We start from the raw sequence: 19,958 nt of genomic DNA, 5'->3' as shown, positions 1-19,958 counted from the left end.
TCAATTTTCGGAACGGACACAGCGCGCCTCCACCAGATAAGCCGCATACCCCTTATCGGCCCAAGTCCCCGTCGCGTCGAGCTGCGCCGCCGGCGAGACCGGGCCGCTGCCGCAATCGGGCGGGCTGTTGGCGATCAGAAGTAGGCGACCTTTGTAGTCCTGTGGCAAGGGCCACATCTGCTCGTAGTAGCTGTCGGCCCGCACGACGGGCCTCAGTGCGTAGACGGTTACGCCCGCGCCCTGCCCCGTATAGAACAGATCGGCGAGGATTGCGCGATTGCTGGCATACACCGGAACATCGGCCTCTTTCGCGAGCGTCAGGATCTGGCGGCTCAGATCGGCCTGCCCCAACCACCGCTTCAGGAGCGGCGCGCCGTCTTTTTGCGGATAGGGTGCGAGGACGGTCAGCAGCGGGATCGACAGCGCGATCAGACCGTTGATCAGGATCGCAATCCAGCGCCAGATGCCGCGCAGAACCATCGCCGCCAGGACGGTTCCGGCGAAATAGGCGGCGACCGCCCAATTGGCATAGGCCCGGTCCAAGAGCGCCTCGAGCGTCACCGCGACCAGCGGCGGCACCGAGAGCATCGCCAGCCCGCGCTTCGCCGGGTCACCCCAGCTCGCATAGCCGATCAGCAATGCCACCATCGTCACCGGCCCGAAGACGGCGAATTGCGAGGCGACGAACTCGACCATCGAGCCGAAATTCAGCTCGGCCCCTTCGCGGACCCAGCCGACGTTATCCATCGTATGCGAGACCGTGGTCAGGCCATGGGTGAGGTTCCAGACCACGTTCGGCGCGATCACGAGCCCGAACGCCAGCGCCGCAATCACCGTATTGCGCCAGCCGATCCGCCATGCCGGCGCGACAAGTGCGGCCAGCGCCAGACCGGGCATCAGGTAGATTGCAGCGTATTTCGCCATGAAGGCCAGCCCTGCCGTCAGCCCCGCGGCCAGCGCGTCCGACCAATGGCGGCTACCGCCCGCGCGTTGCAGGAACAGCAAGCTCAAAGCGTAGAAGGGCGCCATCACCGTATCGGTCGAGATCAGCACCGAGCCGAGCGCGACGAAGGGCAGCGTCACATAGATCGCAGCCGACCAGATCGCGACCCGACGCGATGCGATCCGGGCCCCCAAGGCGCCAAGTACCAGCGCCGTGATTCCGTGCAGAATGGCGCCCGGCATCCGCACCCAGAACGGCGCATCGGAGCCCGCCAGATCGGTCACCGCCCGAAGCAGCCAGCCGATCAGCGGCGGCTTGGAATAATAGCCGAAGTCGAGATGCTGGCCCCAAAGCCAGTATTGCGCCTCGTCGACGAAGAGATCGGTTTTGTTGAACGCCAGGAATACGAGCCGCAACGCAGTGGCTGCGGCGACGACGATCAGGGTCGGGAGGAACCAGCCGTCCCGATCCGCCCCGCGATCAAGCTTCGCGCCGACGCTTGGCATAGATCAGCCACAGATTGCGCCCGTAGATGAACACCCCGAGCGACTGGCCGAGAACGAAAACCGGGTCTCTGCGATAGAGCGCATAGGTCAGCAGCATCGCACCGCCCGCGACCGAGAAATACCAGAACGAAATGGGCACTACGGATTCGCCCTTGCGCTCGGAGGCAATCCACTGGACGAGAAACCGCCCGGTGAACATCAGCTGCGCAAGCAGGCCGAACAGGACCCACCACAGCTCGACTATGCTTTCCACGTGAAGCATATCCATCAGCCAGTCCATCGGCGTCACTCCTCGCGCGCCACTTCTCCGGGCTGCGCTTTCTTGCGCCGGCGGAGAAGCCACGCAACGCCCATCAGGTCGACGATGCCGACAAGACCGCGCTGCAGATTGTTGTAATTCGAGCTGCCGCCGCCGCGCGAGCGGTGGGCCACGTCGACATGGGCCACCTGCCACCCATCGCGCGAGAACAGCGCGGGGAGGTAGCGATGCATATGGTCGAAATAGGGCAGCGCCAGGAACGCTTCGCGCCGGAACGCCTTGAGGCCGCAACCGGTGTCGCGGGTGCCATCCTTGAGGATCGCGCCGCGGATCTTGTTCGCGAGCTTGGACGCCAGCTTCTTCGACATCGTGTCCTGCCGCCCGACGCGTTGCCCCGCGACCAGCCCGATCATCTCGGAGCCCTCGGCGCGCAGCGGCGCCATCAGCGCAGGCAGTTCCGACGGCGGGTTCTGACCGTCACCATCGAGCGTGCAGATGATGTGGCCCTTCGCGGCCCGAACGCCCGAATGCACGCCCGCGCTCTGACCGCCCGAGGCCCGCTGACCGGCGGCGTTCAAATGCTGCAGCAGACGCAGGTTCGGATGGGTCTCCATGCGCTCGCGCAGAATCTGGTCCATCCCGTCATCCGAGCCGTCATCGACCACGATCACCTCGTAGTCGCAGACCGGCGCGCAGGCGGCGTCGATCTCATCGAGGAGCCCCGCGATGTTGGGCGCCTCGTTCTTTGCCGGGATGACGATGGAAATCTCGGGCATGGGTGCCAGAACTCTTTTATCGCTGCGCCACGGTAGCGCCGAAGGTGCGGCTCTATTAGACCTGCGACCCGGTCTTGTAAACGGATCATGCCGGGACAGCCGCCCCCCTGTGGCCGATCAGCCGAATTTCGCGAAAAGCTGCGCGTAGCTCGCTTTGAGGGCGTTTCGCATCTCCATCGCGCGCTCCATGTCGCCCGCCATCGCCGCATCATAGAAAAACGCGACGGAGACCGCGAAGCCGTCCACGAGTTTTTGATAGCTCATATCGGCGTCGGCCTCCGGCGCCGGATGCTTGACGACCTGCGCCGCGAGGTAGCTCAGAAGCGAGGCATCCGCGATCAACTGGCGCGCGCCCTCGCCGCCCATCCCGACGTAATCGCGGGCGAGCACTTTTTCCATTTCCGCGTGATAGGCATTCATCCGGTCCGAGAAGCCGACGACACCGTTGCGCAGGTGCAGATCGCCGATACTCTCACGCACCCCTTCGAGGGTCTCATGCGCCTCGGGCAACTTGCCGGCGGCGACCTCTTCCTTGGCCTTCGCGGCCAGTTCGCCGACCTTGTCGAAGGTCGCACCGAGCACCGCGTCATCGGCATATTGCGGCGGCGGCGAAGCGGTCCATTCGTCCGACAGGGTCTGCCACTCGCCGACGAAGCGATCGAGCGCGGCCTTGGTTTCCGCCTGCTTGCCCTGGTTCGACAGGAACAGCGCCGCACGATAGTCCCCATAGGCCTTGCGCAGCTGGGCCTCCGCATCCTGATAGGCTCCTGCGAAAGCAGGCAACGCGATCAACGCGCTCAGCGCAAACGGGGTGACAAAGCGGATCATCGGGGTCCCTCCTCCGGCAAACAGGCTTTCGCCTTTCGACGTTACACTGCCCCACGGATCGGGTTCGCGCAAAGAAAAACCCCCGCGCGAGCGATCGCGCGGGGGTGTGTCATATCGTCTCCAACCGGAGTTGGATCAATCGCGGCTTTCGGGCGTCTCGACCGGACCGAAATCGGCCTCTTCCTCGGTCGGAGCCGCCAGCGCTGCCGCGGCTTCCGCCTCGGCCTGACGCTGCTGGATGACCTTGGAGTCGCGCTCGGTCGCGATCTTGCGGACCTTGGTGGTCGCGCCACCGGTACCCGCCGGGATCAGACGGCCGACGATGACGTTCTCCTTGAGGCCCACGAGCTTGTCGCGCTTGCCCTGCACCGAGGCTTCGGTGAGGACGCGGGTCGTCTCCTGGAAGGAGGCCGCCGAGATGAACGACCGGGTCTGCAGCGACGCCTTGGTGATGCCGAGCAGCACGGGTTCGCCATGCGCCGGACGCCCACCACGGGCCGCGACCTTGTCGTTCTCCTCGTCGAACTCGACCTTGTCGACATGTTCGCCCTTGAGGAGCGTCGTATCGCCGGAGTCGAGGATCTCGATCTTCTGCAGCATCTGGCGAACGATCACCTCGATGTGCTTGTCGTTGATCTTCACGCCCTGCAGTCGATAGACGTCCTGCACCTCGTTGATGAGGTAGTCGGCCAGAGCCTCGATCCCCATGATGCGCAGGATGTCGTGCGGCGCCGGGTTGCCGTCCATGATGTAGTCACCCTTCTGCACGAAGTCGCCTTCCTGCACCGGGATGTGCTTGCCTTTCGGCACCATGTACTCTGCCGGCTCCAGACCCTCGTCACGCGGATCGATCGCGATCCGACGCTTGTTCTTGTAGTCTTTGCCGAAGCGCACATAGCCATCGATTTCGGCGATGATCGCGTGATCCTTGGGACGGCGTGCCTCGAAGAGTTCGGCCACACGCGGCAGACCGCCGGTGATGTCCTTCGTCTTCGCGCCTTCGCGCGGAATACGCGCAACGACGTCGCCCGCCTTCACGTCCTGACCGTCTTCCACCGAGAGGATCGCGTCCACCGACATGGTATAGGTCACCGGGTTGCCCGCTTCGTTGCGGACCGGTTCGCCATCCTCGCCGAGGATCAGAACTTCCGGCTTCAGATCGTTGCCCTTGGGCGCAGCGCGCCAGTCGGACACGATCTTCTGGGTCATGCCGGTCGCATCGTCGGTATCCTCGCGAACGGAGATACCCGAGATGAGGTCCACGAAGCGCACCTTACCGGGCTTCTCGGCGATGATCGGCAGGGTGTAGGGATCCCATTCGATCAGCTTGTCGCCCCGCTTGACCGTTTCGCCATCCTTCACGAAGACCTTGGTGCCGTAGCCGATCTTGTGCGAGGCAAGCTCGTCACCCTGATCGTTCACGATCACGATCTGCATGTTCCGGCCCATGACGATCTGCTCGTCCATCTCGTTGAGGATGATGTTGGCGTTACGGAACTCGATCTTGCCTTCCTGGCTTGCCTCGAGGAACGACTGCGAGCCACCCTGAGCAACACCGCCCAAGTGGAAGGTCCGCATCGTCAGCTGCGTACCGGGTTCACCGATGGACTGCGCGGCGATGATGCCCACCGCTTCGCCCTGGTTCACCAGCGTACCGCGTGCGAGGTCGCGACCGTAGCAGAGCGCGCAAACGCCCTCTTCGGCCTCACAGGTCAGCGCCGAGCGGATACGGACGGATTGGACGCCCGCCTGCTCGATCGCGTCGGCCTTGCGCTCGTCGATCAGCTCGCCGGCGCGGACGATCACTTCGTCCTCGCCCGGAACCGTCACATCGTCCGCTGCGACACGGCCCAGCACGCGCTCCGAGATCGGAGCGACGACTTCGCCGTCGTTCACAGCCGCCGACGCGGTGATCGCGCGGTCGGTGCCGCAATCATGCGTACGCACGATGCAGTCCTGAGCGACGTCCACCAGACGACGGGTCAGGTACCCCGAGTTCGCCGTCTTCAGTGCGGTATCCGACAGACCCTTACGGGCGCCGTGGGTCGAGTTGAAGTATTCAAGAACGGTCAGACCTTCCTTGAAGTTCGAGATGATCGGCGTCTCGATGATCTCGCCGTTCGGCTTGGCCATGAGGCCACGCATGCCGCCCAGCTGCTTCATCTGCGTCACCGAGCCACGCGCACCCGAGTGGGCCATCATGTAGACCGAGTTCGGTTCCTGCTCGGCGCCATTCTCGTCGTATTTCGGCGCCGAGATGGTGTTCATCATCGCGTCGGTGACCTTGTCGTTACACTTCGACCATGCATCGACGACCTTGTTGTACTTCTCACCCTGGGTGATCAGACCGTCCATGTATTGCTGTTCGAAGTCCTTGACCTGGTCGCGGACGGTTTCGACGATGTCCCACTTGTTGTCCGGGATCACCATGTCGTCCTTGCCGAACGAGATGCCCGCCTTGAACGCTTCCTTGAAGCCCATGCCCATGATCTGGTCACAGAAGATGACCGACTCTTTCTGACCGCAATAGCGGTAGACGGTGTCGATCGTGTTCTGAACGTCTTTCTTACGCAGAAGACGGTTCACCAGCTCGAACGGAGCTTTCGCGTTCAGCGGCAGCAGCGCGCCGAGGCGCACCCGGCCGGGCGTGGTCTCGAAACGCTGGTAGACCTCGTTACCTGTTTCGTCGATCTGCTTGATCCGCGCGGTGATCTTGGCGTGCAGATGCACTTCGCCCGAATTGAGCGCGTGCTCCACTTCCTCGACCGAGGAGAAGGACATGCCTTCGCCCTTCATGCCTTCGCGTTCCATGGTCACGTAGTAGAGACCCAGAATCATATCCTGCGAAGGAACGATGATCGGCGCGCCGTTGGCGGGCGACAGAACGTTGTTCGTCGACATCATCAGCACGCGCGCTTCCAGCTGGGCTTCCAGCGAGAGCGGGACGTGGACGGCCATCTGGTCACCGTCGAAGTCAGCGTTGAACGCCGAACAGACGAGCGGGTGCAGCTGGATCGCCTTGCCTTCGATCAGCATCGGTTCGAACGCCTGAATACCCAGACGGTGCAGCGTCGGCGCACGGTTCAGCAGAACCGGGTGCTCGCGGATGACCTCGTCGAGGATATCCCACACCTCGGGGCGCTCTTTCTCGACCAGCTTCTTCGCCTGCTTCACGGTGCTCGACAGGCCTTTGGCCTCGAGGCGCGAGTAGATGAAGGGCTTGAAGAGTTCGAGCGCCATCTTTTTCGGCAGACCGCACTGGTGCAGCTTGAGTTCCGGGCCGGTCACGATGACCGAACGCCCCGAGAAGTCGACGCGCTTACCCAGAAGGTTCTGACGGAAGCGACCCTGCTTACCTTTTAGCATGTCCGAGAGCGACTTCAGCGGGCGCTTGTTGGTGCCCGTGATGACGCGGCCGCGACGGCCGTTGTCGAACAGCGCATCGACCGATTCCTGCAGCATCCGCTTTTCGTTGCGCACGATGATGTCGGGCGCACGCAGTTCGATCAGACGCTTCAGACGGTTGTTCCGGTTGATCACGCGACGATAGAGATCGTTGAGATCCGAAGTCGCGAAACGGCCACCGTCGAGCGGGACGAGCGGACGCAGTTCCGGCGGGATCACCGGAAGCACGGTCAGCACCATCCACTCGGGACGGTTGCCCGACTCGAGGAACGACTCGACGATCTTCAGACGCTTGATGATCTTCTTCGGCTTCAGCTCGCCGGTGGCTTCCTTCAGCTCCTCGCGGAGCTGCTCGGCCGTGGCTTCGAGATCGATGCCAGCGAGCATTTCACGGATCGCTTCCGCGCCGATATTGGCGGTGAAAGCATCCGCGCCATAGGTGTCCTGCGCGTCGAGATACTCTTCTTCGGACATCAACTGACCGTATTGCAGGTCGGTCAGACCCGGCTCGATCACCACGAAGTTTTCGAAGTAGAGGATACGCTCGAGGTCGCGCAGCGTCATGTCCAACATCAGGCCGATGCGCGAAGGCAGCGACTTGAGGAACCAGATGTGAGCGACGGGCGAGGCCAGTTCGATGTGGCCCATACGCTCGCGGCGCACTTTCTGGAGGGTGACTTCGACGCCGCATTTCTCGCAGACGACGCCGCGATACTTCATGCGCTTATATTTGCCGCACAGGCATTCGTAGTCTTTGATCGGGCCAAAGATGCGCGCGCAGAACAGACCGTCACGCTCGGGCTTGAACGTACGGTAGTTGATGGTTTCCGGCTTTTTGATTTCACCGAAGGACCAGCTCAGGATCCGCTCCGGCGAGGCGAGCGAGATCTTGATCTCGTCAAACGCCTTCGGCTGCGCGAGCGGGTTGAACGGGTTTTGGGTCAGTTCCTGGTTCATCTGTAAATCCTTGAATGAGGGCGGAAGGGCTTAGAGGAGGGCCGAAGCCCTCACTCCTCATCCTCCGCGTCCAGGAGTTCCATGTTGAGGCCGAGGCCCCGGACCTCTTTGACGAGAACGTTGAACGACTCCGGCACGCCGGCTTCGAAGTTGTCCTCGCCCTTGACGATCGACTCGTAGACCTTCGTCCGGCCTGCCACGTCATCCGACTTCACCGTCAGCATCTCCTGCAGGGTGTAGGCGGCGCCGTAAGCTTCCAGAGCCCAGACCTCCATCTCCCCGAGACGCTGACCGCCGAACTGCGCCTTACCACCCAGCGGCTGCTGCGTGACGAGCGAGTACGGACCGGTCGAACGGGCATGCATCTTGTCATCGACGAGGTGGTGAAGCTTCAGGAAGTACTTCACACCCACCGTGACCTGCCGCGCGAACTGCTCGCCGGTGCGGCCATCGAACACGATCGACTGACCGGATTCGTTGAAGCCCGCACGCTTGAGCGCGTCGTTGATGTCGGCCTCCTTGGCGCCGTCGAAGACCGGGGTCGCGATCGGAACGCCGGTGCGGACGGCTTCGGCGCTCTCGATGAACGCTTCGTCATCCATACCTTCGATGATCTCACCGTAGGTCTCGTCGCCATAGCCGATCTTCATCGCTTCGCGAACCGGGGTCAGGTCGCCGTTACGACGATAGGCTTTCAGCGCCTCGTCGATCTGGTTGCCCAGACCGCGCGAAGCCCAGCCCATGTGCGTCTCGAGAATCTGACCGACGTTCATGCGCGACGGCACGCCCAGCGGGTTCAGCACGAGATCGACAGGGGTGCCATCGGCGAGGAACGGCATGTCTTCCATCGGAACGACTTTCGACACAACGCCCTTGTTGCCGTGACGGCCAGCCATCTTGTCGCCAGCCTGAAGCTTGCGCTTCACAGCCACGAAAACTTTGACCATCTTCATCACGCCCGGAGGCAGATCGTCGCCCTGACGGACCTTCTCGACCTTGTCCTCGAAGCGCAGGTCGAGCGCGCGCTTCTGCGCCTCGAACTGGTCGTTGAGGGCTTCGACTTCCTTGGCGTCGCCCTCGTCTTCGAGCGCGAGCTGCCACCACTGACCCTTCGACAGGGTGCCCAGCAGTTCTTCGTCGATGGTCGAACCAGCCTTGACGCCTTTCGGCCCCTTCACGGCGGTCTTGCCGGTGATCAGGGTCTTGAGACGCGCGTAGATGTTGCGCTCGAGAATGGCGAGCTCGTCGTCCCGGTCACGGGCCAGACGCTCGACTTCCTCACGCTCGATCTGCAGCGCACGCTCGTCCTTGTCGACGCCGTGACGGTTGAAGACGCGGACTTCCACGATCGTGCCGTAAGCCCCCGGCGGCAGACGCAGCGAGGTGTCGCGCACGTCCGATGCCTTCTCGCCGAAGATGGCGCGGAGGAGTTTCTCTTCCGGCGTCATCGGGCTTTCGCCCTTCGGCGTGATCTTACCGACGAGAATGTCACCCGGCCCCACTTCGGCGCCGATATAGACGATACCGGCCTCGTCGAGGTTGCGCAGGGCTTCCTCGCCGACGTTCGGGATGTCGCGGGTGATCTCTTCCGGGCCGAGCTTGGTATCGCGCGCCGCCACTTCGTATTCGTCGATATGGATCGAGGTGAACACGTCGTCGCGGTGGATCCGCTCGGAGATCAGGATCGAGTCTTCGTAGTTGTAGCCGTTCCACGGCATGAAGGCGACGACCACGTTGCGACCGATAGCCAGTTCGCCCATGTCGGTCGACGGACCGTCAGCGACGATCTGGCCCTTCACCACCCGGTCGCCCACTTTCACGATCGGACGCTGGTTGATGGTCGAGGACTGGTTCGAACGCTTGAACTTGCGCAGACGATAGATGTCCACGCCCACATCGCCCGCTTCGAGATCGTCGGTCACGCGGATAACGATACGCTGCGCATCGACCTGGTCGATGATGCCGCCGCGGTTCGCCATGATCGCAGCGCCGGAGTCGCGTGCGACGGTCGCTTCCATGCCGGTGCCGACATAGGGAGCTTCCGAGCGCAGAAGCGGCACGGCCTGACGTTGCATGTTCGCACCCATCAGAGCGCGGTTGGCGTCGTCGTTTTCGAGGAACGGAATGAGCGCTGCACCGACCGAGACCAGCTGCTTCGGCGACACGTCGATCAGGTCCACCATTTCCGGCGGGTTGAGCGCGTATTCGCCCGACTGGCGGGTCGAGACGAGATCGTTGATGAACTTGCCGTTCTCATCGAGAGTCGCGTTCGCCTGCGCCACGGTGTGACGCATTTCCTCGGTCGCGGACATGTAGACCACCTCGTCGGTGACCTGACCGTCGGTGACCTTGCGGTACGGGGTTTCGATGAAGCCGTACTTGTTCACGCGGGCGAAGGTGGCCAGCGAGTTGATCAGGCCGATGTTCTGCCCTTCCGGCGTCTCGATCGGACACATCCGACCGTAGTGGGTCGGGTGAACGTCGCGCACCTCGAAGCCAGCACGCTCACGGGTCAGACCGCCCGGACCGAGCGCCGACAGACGACGCTTGTGCGTGACTTCCGACAGCGGGTTGGTTTGGTCCATGAACTGCGACAGCTGCGAGGAGCCGAAGAATTCACGCACCGCGGCCGCGGCCGGTTTCGCGTTGATCAGATCCTGCGGCATGACCGTGTCGATCTCGACCGAGGACATACGCTCCTTGATGGCGCGCTCCATGCGCAGCAGGCCGACGCGATACTGGTTTTCCATCAGTTCGCCGACCGAACGCACACGGCGGTTGCCGAGGTGGTCGATGTCGTCGATCTCGCCCTTGCCGTCGCGCAGCTCCACCAGGCCCTTGATGCAGGCGATGATGTCTTCGCGGCGCAGCGTGCGTTGGGTGTCCGGCGCATCGAGGTCGAGACGCATGTTCATCTTGACGCGGCCCACGGCCGAAAGGTCGTAGCGCTCGGAGTCGAAGAACAGGCTGTTGAACAGGGTTTCCGCGGCCTCGACGGTCGGCGGTTCGCCCGGACGCATAACGCGGTAGATATCCATGAGCGCAGTTTCCCGGTTCATGTTCTTGTCCGACGCCATGGTATTGCGGATGTAGGGACCGACATTGACGTTATCGATGTCGAGCACCGGGATCTCGGTGATGCCGTTGTCGATCAGGGTCTTGATCGAACCGCCCGAGAGTTCCCCGTTCTTGTCGTATTCCGCCGTCAGCTCGTCGCCGGCTTCGATGTAGATGAAGCCGGTTTCCTCGTTGATGATGTCCTTGGCGCAGAAGCGGCCCATGATGTGATCGAACGGCACGAGCAGCTCGGGAACCGAGTTGTCGTCACGCCATTTCTTGACCATGCGCGGGGTCGCCTTGTCGCCCGCCTTCAGGATCACTTCGCCCGACGCCGCGTCGACGAGATCGAAGGTCGGACGGGTGCCGCGCACGCGGTCGGGGAAGAACTTGGTGACCCAGCCCGACTTGCCCTTCGCGGTGTAGGTGACGGTCTCGTAATAGGCATCCATGATGCCTTCCTGGTCGAGCCCCAGCGCATAAAGCAGCGTCGTCACCGGCAGTTTCCGGCGGCGGTCGATACGCGCAAACACGAGGTCCTTGGCGTCGAATTCGAAGTCCAGCCACGAGCCGCGATAGGGAATGATGCGGCAGGCGAACAGCAGCTTGCCCGAGGAGTGGGTTTTGCCGCGGTCATGGTCGAAGAAAACGCCCGGCGAGCGGTGCATCTGGCTCACGATGACCCGCTCGGTGCCGTTCACGATGAACGTACCGTTCTTGGTCATGAGGGGCATATCCCCCATGAACACGTCTTGTTCCTTGATGTCCTTGACCGAGCGCGCGCCGGTTTCCTCGTCCACATCGAACACGATGAGGCGCAGGGTCACCTTGAGCGGCGCCGAATAGGTCATGTCGCGAGCCTGGCACTCGTCGACATCGTATTTTGGTTTTTCGAGCTCGTATTTCACGAACTCCAGGATGGCGTTGTCGTTGAAATCCTTGATCGGGAAGACCGACTGGAAAACGCCCTGGATACCCTCGCCATCGGTGGGCTGGTCCACTTCGCCGGAGCGCAGGAACAGATCGTAGGAGGATTTCTGAACCTCGATGAGGTTCGGCATTTCGAGGACTTCGTGGATTTTGCCGTAATAGCGACGGATGCGTTTCTGACCAACGTAAGCTTGAGCCATGCTCTGCGTGACCTTTCGTCTCTTCGCGGCACATGCAATGTCGGGGCCCATTGCACGCCGCAAGGCGAATGAAGGGGGGGCGGTTCCATACCTGCCTTCCGTCCCACCGGAAGGCTCCCGAACCGCGAACACCGCCTTGGAGAGGGCTTCAGGGCGCTAAAGCCCTCTCCGAGACAGGTTCGGCTGGGCCCGGGAAAACCCCGGACCCAGCCCATTTTTCAGATCGGATGCGGACGCATCCGGCTCGCTTACTTGAGCTCGACTTTCGCGCCAGCGTCTTCGAGCTTTTTCTTGATCTCTTCAGCTTCCGCTTTCGCAGCGCCTTCCTTGACCTTGCCGCCAGCTTCAACGAGCTCTTTGGCTTCTTTCAGGCCCAGGCCGGTGATGCCACGGACTTCCTTGATCACGTTGATCTTCTGAGCGCCTGCTTCGACGAGAACGACGTCAAATTCGTCTTTCTCTTCAGCAGCTTCTTCGCCACCAGCAGCCGGACCAGCCATCATGACGGCGCCACCAGCAGCCGGCTCGATGCCGTATTCGTCTTTCAGGATGGTTTTCAGTTCCTGGGCTTCCAGGAGGGTCAGACCCACGATTTCTTCGGCGAGTTTTTTCAGATCAGCCATTTTTCAGTTCCTAGATTTGGGTTTCCAACGTCGCGGTTTCAAGCCGCTACGGGACAAGTCGATTGCTTACGCAGCCTTTTCCTCGATGGTGGAAAGGATACTCGCGATGTTCGAAGCAGGCGCGCCAACGGCACCGGCGATGTTCGAAGCGGGTGCGCCGATCTGCGACACGATCTGAGCGATGAGCTCTTCACGCGACGGCATGTCAGCGACAGCTTTGACACCAGCGATGTCGAGTGCCGAGTCTCCCATTGCGCCGCCGAGGATCGAGAGCTTCTCGTTCTCTTTGGCATAGTTGACGACCACTTTCGCCGCAGCGACAGGGTCCTCGGAATAGGAAAGCACGGTCATGCCCGTCAGGTATTCAGCGATGCTTTCGCAGGGCTGACCTTCAAGGGCGATCTTGGCGAGCTTGTTCTTGGCAACACGAACCGAACCACCCGCTTCACGCATGCGTGCGCGGAGATCCTGCATGTTAGCAACCGTCATGCCTTCGTAGTGAGCAACCACTACGACGCCAGAGCTTGCGAAGATCTGGCCGAGTTCCTCGACCACTTTCTCTTTTTGGGCTCTATCCACAGTTACACTCCAAGTATGGGGGTTTCCCCCCGGCTCTCATTGTCCCGGTTTCCCGGGGTCGGGTCCGAAGGGCCCGAGGCCAGATCGCCCGAGATCGGCCCGAAGGCCCAAACCCGGAATTGGTCTCGATCCCCATCTCAGGAAGGAAATTAAGCCGTCACCTTGCGGGATCTGGCACCCTCCGTCTCGGACAGGTCAGGGCGGAGGCTTCAGGCCGCCGCCCCACCACCCACCGAGGTTTCCCCCGGTGGAATTCTCTTAGTTGCCGGTCGCCGACGTGATGTCGACTGCGACGCCCGGGCCCATCGTCGAGCTCAGGGACACCTTCTTCATGTAGGTGCCCTTGGCGCCGGCGGGCTTGGCTTTGGTCACGGCATCCACGAAGGCGCGGATGTTTTCGGCCAGTTGCTCCTCCGAGAAGGAGACCTTGCCGATGCCGCCATGAATGACGCCGGCCTTTTCGACCTTGAACTGAACCTGGCCACCTTTCGCCGCTTCGACAGCCGCTTTCACGTCCATCGTCACGGTGCCGACCTTCGGGTTCGGCATCAGGTTGCGCGGGCCCAGGACCTTACCCAGACGGCCGACGATCGGCATCATGTCCGGGGTCGCGATGCAACGATCGAATTCGATCGTGCCGCCCTGAATGGTTTCCATCAGGTCCTCGGCGCCGACGATATCGGCCCCGGCTTCCTTGGCCTCATCCGCTTTCGCGCCACGAGCGAAGACGGCCACGCGGACGGTCTTGCCGGTGCCGTTCGGCAGAGCGACGACGCCACGAACCATCTGGTCGGCGTGACGGGGGTCAACACCGAGGTTCATCGCGATCTCGAGGGTCTCGTCGAATTTCGCGTTCGCGTTCGACTTGATCAGCGAAACGGCTTCCTCGACGGAGACGTTCGACTTGCCGGCGAAGGCTTCGCGGGCGGCTTTGGTGCGTTTACCGAGCTTTGCCATGACTTAGCCTTTCACCTCGATGCCGATCGACTTCGCGGAGCCGAGGATGATGTTCATCGCGCCTTCGATGTCGTTGGCGTTCAGGTCCTTCATCTTCGCTTCGGCGATCTCACGCACCTGAGCGGCGGTGATGGTCGCGGCGGTGACGCGGCCCGGAGCTTCCGAACCCTTCGGACGGTTACGCTTGCCGACCGGCTTGAGACCGGCCGCCTGCTTGATCATGAAGCTAGCCGTGGGCTGCTTGATCTCGAAGGTGAACGACTTGTCGGCGTAGTAGGTGATGATCGTCGGGATCTTCGCCTGCTTGTCCATTTCCTGCGTCTTGGCGTTGAACGCCTTGCAGAATTCCATGATGTTGATCCCGCGCTGACCCAGCGCCGGACCGACCGGCGGGGACGGGTTCGCGCCGCCTGCCGGAATTTGCAGCTTGAGCTGCCCAACAACTTTCTTGGCCATGTGGCCCTCTCCTTATCACTGTCACGCCCCTAGGGGGTCGCGAAGTTTAGTGGTTCGGTCCGGGCCGCCCTGTCGCGCAGGGCCCCTCGCCTCCCACGGCTCCCACTCAGGCGGTTTTCTGCACCTGCGTGTATTCCAGCTCGACCGGCGTCGGCCGGCCGAAGATCGAGACGGTGACTTTCAGGCGGCTCGCCGCCTCGTCCACTTCCTCGACCATGCCCGAGAAGCCCTCGAAGGGCCCGTCGGTCACATTCACGTTCTCGCCGACCTCGAAGGTGATGAGACTGCGCGGTGCCGCCTGCTCACCCGATTCGTCGACACGGCTGAGGATGCGGTTCACTTCCGCATCGCCCATCGGCATCGGCCGGCCCTGCGGCCCGAGGAACCCGGTGACCCGGTTCGTCGAGTTGATCAGGTGATAACCCTTGTCGGTCATCTCCATCCGCACCAGCACGTAGCCCGGCATGAAGCGACGTTCGGAGGTCACTTTCTTGCCGCGACGCACCTCGATCACTTCTTCGGTCGGCACCAGAACCTCTTCGATCTGGTCTTCCAGACCTTGATCGATCACGGCCTGACGGATTTGCTCGGCCACTTTCTTCTCGAAGTTCGAGAGAACGCTTACCGAATACCAACGCTTCGCCATGCCGATTCTTTGCCTCTTGCCGCCGACGCCGGAGCGCCGAAAATTCCTGTTATTTCACGGTATTACCCGCGTCTCCCAGAATAAAAAACAGCGCGCACCACGCGAATCGATGCACGCCGCCTCTGGGAAAGTCCCGCCCCTTTACCGCCGGAGCCCTGTGATTTCAAGAGCGTAAGGCTGGAGCGCGATCACTTCCTCGCCGCAACTGCGAATTAGGTCTGGCGGCGAGCGCCCGGGGGCCTATCAGCTCCCGATCACCTGCGTCACGCCGAGACGGATCACCCAGTCCACCAGCGAGAAGAAGATTGCCGTCAGTGCCGCCATCGCCAGCACCATGCCGGTCGTCAGCAGAACTTCGCGGCGGCTCGGCCAAGCCACCTTGCCCGCTTCCGAGCGCACCTGCTGGAGAAACTGGAGTGGGTTTGCCATCGTCGTCGTTCCTTACGCGCCCAATGCGGCGCCCTTGAGCCGAAAAAACCGCGCCGCATTCGGCGCAACTGCCGCCAGATACTTGCTCCCCTCGCGGATTTCAAGGCTGTTGCGCCTTCCTGCCCCCGCGCAAGCGTCATGCGCGGGCTGCAAGGCGGCTTTGAGGACGGAAATTTGCTCGTCCCGCGTGGAAGTTGATGTCCGCAAACGCACGCGGTCGCAGTTTCACAGGAGCCTTCAATGCCCGCCATCCTCAACCGCTACGCCACGCCGCTCATCACCGGTCTTTTTCTCGTATCGCTGGTTTCGGGAATCGCCCTTTTCTTCCATTGGGGCAGCGCGTGGTTTCACGGGATGCATGAATGGCTCTCGATGGTTTTGATCGTGCCTTTCGGACTGCACATCTGGAAGAACTGGCGACCGATGAGCTGCTACCTGAAGCGCGCACCCATGGCGCTGGCGCTTGCCCTCTCCCTCGTCGCGGCACTCGCCTTCGCGCTTCCCTCCGTCATCGGGCCGGAGAACGGCGCGCGCCGGGGTCCGCCGCAATTCGCGATCGCCCAAGCGCTGTTCGACGCACCGCTGTCCGAGGCCGCCCCGGTGCTGGGAATCTCGGGAACGGATGCCGCCGCCAAACTGGGAGCCACCGTGACGCAAAGCCTGACTGAGATCGCCACGGCGCAGGACAGCTCCGCCGCGGCGCTGGCCGAACAATTGATGGCGCAGCCGTAATGACGCCGTCCGCGTCACCCGCCAATTTCCGGGTGGCGCCGAGTGTCGCGATTATCGCCGGCGATGGACAGGGGCTTATCCATCGAAAATTGACTTTTCTCGAAGACAATTTTGGCATGTCGACTTTCCCCCCGCCCCCGTCCGCCGTCTCGTTCCTCCACCGCCTGCGCGGCTATCGCGGCGCGCTCGAGCGGCTCGAGAACGGAAGGGCAATCGGTTGGCTCGCGAAGACAGGCGACAGCGCCCCGCTCGATATCGAGATTCACTGTAACGCCGGGCGGCTCGGGTCGGGGCGCGCGGCAATGTCTCGCGCAGATCTTGTGCAGGCAGGCATCGGCACGGGCAACCACGGCTTCGCGCTCCCTCTCTCGCCGGCGATGAAGGACGCCGCAGGCGGTGCGATCAGCCTGCACCTTCCCGGCGGTGGCCCGATCGCCACGCTGCGCTTCGACCCCGATGCGGCACCGTGTCCGAAAGAGAGAGACGCTCTGCGGCGCCATATGCTTGGCCCGATCGTAACGCTACGCTCCGCCGGGACAGAGCGGCCCCGCACTCCCCATCTGAGCGCGCAGCACCCCCTTTTCACCTCGCGCGCGGGGGAAGAGGCGCTGCCCGCACCGCTCTTTTCCTACATTGACTACGCGCGCCATCGTGCGGGGATGGCGAAGCAGCTTCCTCTCGATGGCAGCGACAGGGCGGTATCGAACATTCTCCGCTGGTATCTTGAGAGCCACGCCGCGCAGCACCCGGCACAGCAAATCCCGCTGAGTCGCGCCGCGATCGACTGGCTCAATACGGAGATCCACCCCGGCGGCCCGAGCCGAGCGATGCATATCCTCGGCAAGACCGGGGACGATCGCGACACCACGACAGCATGGGCACTTCGCGGGGCCCCCTCGCTCGGCGTCGCCGATTGCCTCCTCCCCGACAGCCTGATCGAGTCTTTGTCCCAGTCGGAAACGCCCGGCCCCTGGCCGATGACCCGCGGCCTTCTGGCCCTGCGCGAGGCCATCCCGCCGCTCGCGCAGTTTTCGCCGAAAATCGAGCGCCACCGCCGGGTGCTGCATGTGCTCGCGATGATCCTCGCGGTCGAACGGCCCGAGATCCTGCTGTTCCTGCGTCGAAGTGAAACGAAGATGCTTCTCGAAGGCGGTCGCCTCTCGGATGTCTGCGCGCGGCTGCATCCCGGCCCGCCGATCACCCGCGCGCACTATGCAGCGGCGCTGCGCGAGAATGGGTTCGACCTCGACAGCATGGCGTTCCTGCGCGCACCCGGCGGCCATCGTCTCTCGGCTGCCACCCGCCCTGCCCCGAAGGGCGCCCCGGTCGATGTTCAAGTCCTTGGCCCCTTCGCGAAAGCCTCCGGACTGGGCCAATCGACGCGGCTCTCGCATGACATTTTGTCCCGCTGCGACGTCACGCTCAACGCGGTGGAAAGCGCGCGCGACAATCCGACGCCAGCGCAAGGCGGAACCAAGACCGCCGCATCCCGCCCCGCGCGGATCAACCTCCTGCACCTGAATGCAGACGCGATCCCCCCGGCCTTCTCCTTCGACGCCGACTGTTACTCCGACGCCTACAATATCGCCTATATGCATTGGGAATTGAACCGCGCCCCTGCCTGCCATCGCCTCGCCCTCGATCTGATCGACGAGGTCTGGGTGCCCTCGGAATATTGCGCCGAAATTTACCGCAAGGCGACCGACAAGCCGGTGGTGAATGTCGGGATGTGCTATCCTGAACCGCCCGCCATCGACCGGGGCCACGCGCGCAGCGCCCTGCGCCGACGCAACGATTGGCCCGAGCAATGCTTCGTCTGCCTCGCCAGTTTCGACAGTTTCTCGTTCGTACAACGGAAGAACCCGCTCGGCACGATCCACGCCTTCCGCGCGGCCTTTGCCGAGGATGCGGAGGTGCGCCTACTGATCAAGACGCAGAATCGCGGCCGTATCTGCGATCCGGCGCAAGCCATGCTTTGGTCCGAAATCGAGAGACTCCTGGCGGCGGACCCGCGCATCTCTTTGCTCGACGAGACGCTCGATCACGCGGAAGTGCTGGAGCTGATGACCGGTGCGGACCTCTACGTGTCGCTGCATCGCTCCGAGGGCTGGGGGTTCGGTATGCTCGAGGCGATGGTGCTTGGCGTGCCGGTCCTATGCACGGGTTATTCCGGCAATCTGGAATTCTGCAACGAAGAGACCGCGTGGCTTGTGCCTGCGACCGAGGTCGAAGTCGCACCGCAGGACTATCTCTATGTCGAACCGGGGATGCGCTGGGGCGAGCCCGATCACGCCGCCGCGGTCGCCCAGTTACAAGCGGCGCGCAGCCACCCGGATGCGCGCAAGAAAAAGGCGGCGCAGGCCGAAACCTTCGTGCGCCGCCATTTCTCCGCCGATGCGATCGCCGCGCGCTACAGTGACCGCCTGTCCGAGATTTTCATCCGACTCGACGGGGCGCACAAACCGCTCGCTCGCCCCGCCGAGTAAGCGTCACACCCAGCGCCCGATCGCGGTGACGCTCAGATCGCAACTCTCACCGCTGAGGAAACTCGCGCCATTCGCGGCATAGACCACGGCGCGCGCGCCCGAACTCGTGATGGCCTCGACTCCCGCGAAGGAGAGCGCACCCGCACTAATGGCACTACCCGCTGCGAGGCTGTCCGCATCGAGCGCGACACTCAGACAGGGCGCCTGCGCGAATTGCGCCGGATAAGCCCAGTCCTCCTTGAGCGCCCAATCCGCGACGTAACTAAGGCTCAGCTGCGCCGAACAAATCTGCGTGCCATCGGCAAAGCGGATGTAATCGCCCGAGGCGGTGCTGCCCTGCTCGATCACGGCACCCGTCGATACGCCGCCGACCTGCGCGACCGTGCCGACGACGCCGCTGCCTGTCAGCGCTCCGTCGATCACCGCGCCTTGCGACATCGTCGCGCGGCCGGTGGCCGCGTCGATGCGCAGACCCTCGAACCATGTCGCGCCATCCGCACTCGCCTTGATCGCGAAGTCGTCGCTGCCCGCCAGTCCCATTTCGGCCCGGCCAGACCAGTTCGACTGGAACAGCAGGCTCGCCGTCTCCGCCGCCGCTGCCTTGTTCAGCTTGAGCTGATGACCCGCCCCGGCATGGCTCAGCAGCGTAGCCTCGGCAGCAACCGAAAACCGGTTCACCGCATCATAGCCGGTCATGATCCCGACACCGTCGAGTTGGCTCAACTCCGGCAACGGCGGCACGTCCCAGGCGCCTGCTGCGAAGACCAGTTCTACCGCCTCATCCAGCACGAAAGCGCGCCAGCCCGCACGCGGGCTCAGAAATCGCCAAGCCCCGGCCGAGAAGATCGCAAGCGCGCCGTCGTGCCCCGCCCACGCGCCCAGCGCACCGGCTGGCAAGAGATACCTCGCCCCCTCGGATGGACCGGTCGGAGGTTCGCTTACACTGCGCGAAATCACCGCAAGCTGCACAAGCGTATCGAGCCGTTGCAGCGCCTCGTTATGGGTGACGTGTTTCTGGGCCTGGCTGCCAAGGATGAGCGGCAGCGCGAGATTGGCGGTCTGATCGGGCATCGGGATTTCCTGCGATGGTTGCGATGGGACCGACGATAGGAATCTGGCGTTAACTGTATCTGAGAGCGGCGCACGGTGCTTGCCTGTTCCCCCCCCTCCCCCTAGGGTCGACGCGATT

At 63.0% G+C, this 19,958-nt stretch carries 15 protein-coding genes; 2 read left to right on the top strand and 13 right to left on the bottom strand.

Going from position 1 to position 19,958, the window contains the following annotated elements:
- The 12 genes from B6V72_RS03460 to secE form a co-directional block, all read right to left on the bottom strand.
- A complete protein-coding gene (locus B6V72_RS03460) occupies nucleotides 1–1,449 on the bottom strand; it encodes a glycosyltransferase family 39 protein (RefSeq protein WP_088734717.1) in 1,449 nt (482 codons plus the stop codon).
- Nucleotides 1,424–1,729: a lipid-A-disaccharide synthase N-terminal domain-containing protein gene (locus tag B6V72_RS03455; RefSeq protein ID WP_075773834.1), complete on the bottom strand. Its 306-nt coding sequence runs from the start codon at nucleotides 1,727–1,729 to the stop codon at nucleotides 1,424–1,426. Before B6V72_RS03455 ends, B6V72_RS03460 begins: the two co-directional genes overlap by 26 nt.
- A 5-nt stretch (nucleotides 1,730–1,734) precedes the next feature.
- The gene (locus tag B6V72_RS03450; RefSeq protein ID WP_075773833.1) at nucleotides 1,735–2,484 is read right to left on the bottom strand and encodes a glycosyltransferase family 2 protein; all 750 of its coding nucleotides are present in this window, start codon (nucleotides 2,482–2,484) and stop codon (nucleotides 1,735–1,737) included.
- A gap of 117 nt (nucleotides 2,485–2,601) precedes the next feature.
- Complete coding sequence (locus B6V72_RS03445) at nucleotides 2,602–3,312, bottom strand: hypothetical protein (protein ID WP_088725392.1); 711 nt, start codon at nucleotides 3,310–3,312, stop codon at nucleotides 2,602–2,604.
- 135 nt (nucleotides 3,313–3,447) lie between these two features.
- Nucleotides 3,448–7,674 (bottom strand): DNA-directed RNA polymerase subunit beta', encoded by a 4,227-nt coding sequence (rpoC, locus tag B6V72_RS03440; RefSeq protein WP_075773831.1) that lies wholly within the window; start codon nucleotides 7,672–7,674, stop codon nucleotides 3,448–3,450.
- 50 nt (nucleotides 7,675–7,724) lie between these two features.
- Nucleotides 7,725–11,861, bottom strand: a complete 4,137-nt coding sequence (rpoB, locus tag B6V72_RS03435; protein WP_075773830.1) for a DNA-directed RNA polymerase subunit beta — start codon at nucleotides 11,859–11,861, stop codon at nucleotides 7,725–7,727.
- A gap of 248 nt (nucleotides 11,862–12,109) precedes the next feature.
- Complete coding sequence (gene rplL / locus B6V72_RS03430; RefSeq protein ID WP_075773829.1) at nucleotides 12,110–12,484, bottom strand: 50S ribosomal protein L7/L12; 375 nt, start codon at nucleotides 12,482–12,484, stop codon at nucleotides 12,110–12,112.
- Between the two features lie 66 nt (nucleotides 12,485–12,550).
- Nucleotides 12,551–13,063: a 50S ribosomal protein L10 gene (rplJ, locus tag B6V72_RS03425; protein ID WP_075773828.1), complete on the bottom strand. Its 513-nt coding sequence runs from the start codon at nucleotides 13,061–13,063 to the stop codon at nucleotides 12,551–12,553.
- 258 nt (nucleotides 13,064–13,321) lie between these two features.
- Complete coding sequence (rplA, locus tag B6V72_RS03420; RefSeq protein WP_075773827.1) at nucleotides 13,322–14,020, bottom strand: 50S ribosomal protein L1; 699 nt, start codon at nucleotides 14,018–14,020, stop codon at nucleotides 13,322–13,324.
- A gap of 3 nt (nucleotides 14,021–14,023) precedes the next feature.
- The gene (gene rplK, locus B6V72_RS03415; protein ID WP_075773826.1) at nucleotides 14,024–14,476 is read right to left on the bottom strand and encodes a 50S ribosomal protein L11; all 453 of its coding nucleotides are present in this window, start codon (nucleotides 14,474–14,476) and stop codon (nucleotides 14,024–14,026) included.
- Nucleotides 14,477–14,582: 106 nt separating this feature from the next.
- Complete coding sequence (gene nusG / locus B6V72_RS03410) at nucleotides 14,583–15,122, bottom strand: transcription termination/antitermination protein NusG (protein WP_075773825.1); 540 nt, start codon at nucleotides 15,120–15,122, stop codon at nucleotides 14,583–14,585.
- Between the two features lie 243 nt (nucleotides 15,123–15,365).
- On the bottom strand, nucleotides 15,366–15,551 hold the full coding sequence (secE, locus tag B6V72_RS03405) for a preprotein translocase subunit SecE (RefSeq protein WP_075773824.1): 186 nt from the start codon (nucleotides 15,549–15,551) through the stop codon (nucleotides 15,366–15,368).
- Nucleotides 15,552–15,791: 240 nt separating this feature from the next.
- On the opposite strand from secE, the gene B6V72_RS03400 reads away from it, so the two are divergent.
- Nucleotides 15,792–16,283, top strand: a complete 492-nt coding sequence (locus B6V72_RS03400) for a DUF4405 domain-containing protein (RefSeq protein ID WP_088734716.1) — start codon at nucleotides 15,792–15,794, stop codon at nucleotides 16,281–16,283.
- A gap of 116 nt (nucleotides 16,284–16,399) precedes the next feature.
- The gene (locus B6V72_RS03395; RefSeq protein WP_168173005.1) at nucleotides 16,400–18,769 is read left to right on the top strand and encodes a glycosyltransferase; all 2,370 of its coding nucleotides are present in this window, start codon (nucleotides 16,400–16,402) and stop codon (nucleotides 18,767–18,769) included.
- A gap of 3 nt (nucleotides 18,770–18,772) precedes the next feature.
- Here B6V72_RS03395 and B6V72_RS03390 read toward each other — a convergent pair whose 3' ends face one another.
- On the bottom strand, nucleotides 18,773–19,840 hold the full coding sequence (locus B6V72_RS03390; protein ID WP_088734714.1) for a DUF2793 domain-containing protein: 1,068 nt from the start codon (nucleotides 19,838–19,840) through the stop codon (nucleotides 18,773–18,775).
- Nucleotides 19,841–19,958: the final 118 nt, after the last annotated feature.

Origin of the sequence: Thioclava sp. F34-6 (genome assembly GCF_002213235.1) — a bacterium.
Classification (GTDB): domain Bacteria; phylum Pseudomonadota; class Alphaproteobacteria; order Rhodobacterales; family Rhodobacteraceae; genus Thioclava; species Thioclava nitratireducens.
This window is presented reverse-complemented; position numbering and strand designations above follow the sequence as displayed.

Excerpts from the sequence above, each read along its gene's own strand:
- B6V72_RS03400 (WP_088734716.1), top strand. The coding sequence starts at position 15,792 with ATGCCCGCCATCCTCAACCGCTACGCCACGCCGCTCATCACCGGTCTT.
- secE (WP_075773824.1), bottom strand. The coding sequence starts at position 15,551 with ATGGCAAACCCACTCCAGTTTCTCCAGCAGGTGCGCTCGGAAGCGGGC.
- B6V72_RS03450 (WP_075773833.1), bottom strand. The coding sequence starts at position 2,484 with ATGCCCGAGATTTCCATCGTCATCCCGGCAAAGAACGAGGCGCCCAAC.
- nusG (WP_075773825.1), bottom strand. The coding sequence starts at position 15,122 with ATGGCGAAGCGTTGGTATTCGGTAAGCGTTCTCTCGAACTTCGAGAAG.
- B6V72_RS03395 (WP_168173005.1), top strand. The coding sequence starts at position 16,400 with ATGTCGACTTTCCCCCCGCCCCCGTCCGCCGTCTCGTTCCTCCACCGC.
- B6V72_RS03455 (WP_075773834.1), bottom strand. The coding sequence starts at position 1,729 with ATGGACTGGCTGATGGATATGCTTCACGTGGAAAGCATAGTCGAGCTG.
- B6V72_RS03390 (WP_088734714.1), bottom strand. The coding sequence starts at position 19,840 with ATGCCCGATCAGACCGCCAATCTCGCGCTGCCGCTCATCCTTGGCAGC.
- rplL (WP_075773829.1), bottom strand. The coding sequence starts at position 12,484 with ATGGCTGATCTGAAAAAACTCGCCGAAGAAATCGTGGGTCTGACCCTC.
- rpoB (WP_075773830.1), bottom strand. The coding sequence starts at position 11,861 with ATGGCTCAAGCTTACGTTGGTCAGAAACGCATCCGTCGCTATTACGGC.
- B6V72_RS03445 (WP_088725392.1), bottom strand. The coding sequence starts at position 3,312 with ATGATCCGCTTTGTCACCCCGTTTGCGCTGAGCGCGTTGATCGCGTTG.
- rplA (WP_075773827.1), bottom strand. The coding sequence starts at position 14,020 with ATGGCAAAGCTCGGTAAACGCACCAAAGCCGCCCGCGAAGCCTTCGCC.
- rpoC (WP_075773831.1), bottom strand. The coding sequence starts at position 7,674 with ATGAACCAGGAACTGACCCAAAACCCGTTCAACCCGCTCGCGCAGCCG.
- B6V72_RS03460 (WP_088734717.1), bottom strand. The coding sequence starts at position 1,449 with ATGCCAAGCGTCGGCGCGAAGCTTGATCGCGGGGCGGATCGGGACGGC.
- rplK (WP_075773826.1), bottom strand. The coding sequence starts at position 14,476 with ATGGCCAAGAAAGTTGTTGGGCAGCTCAAGCTGCAAATTCCGGCAGGC.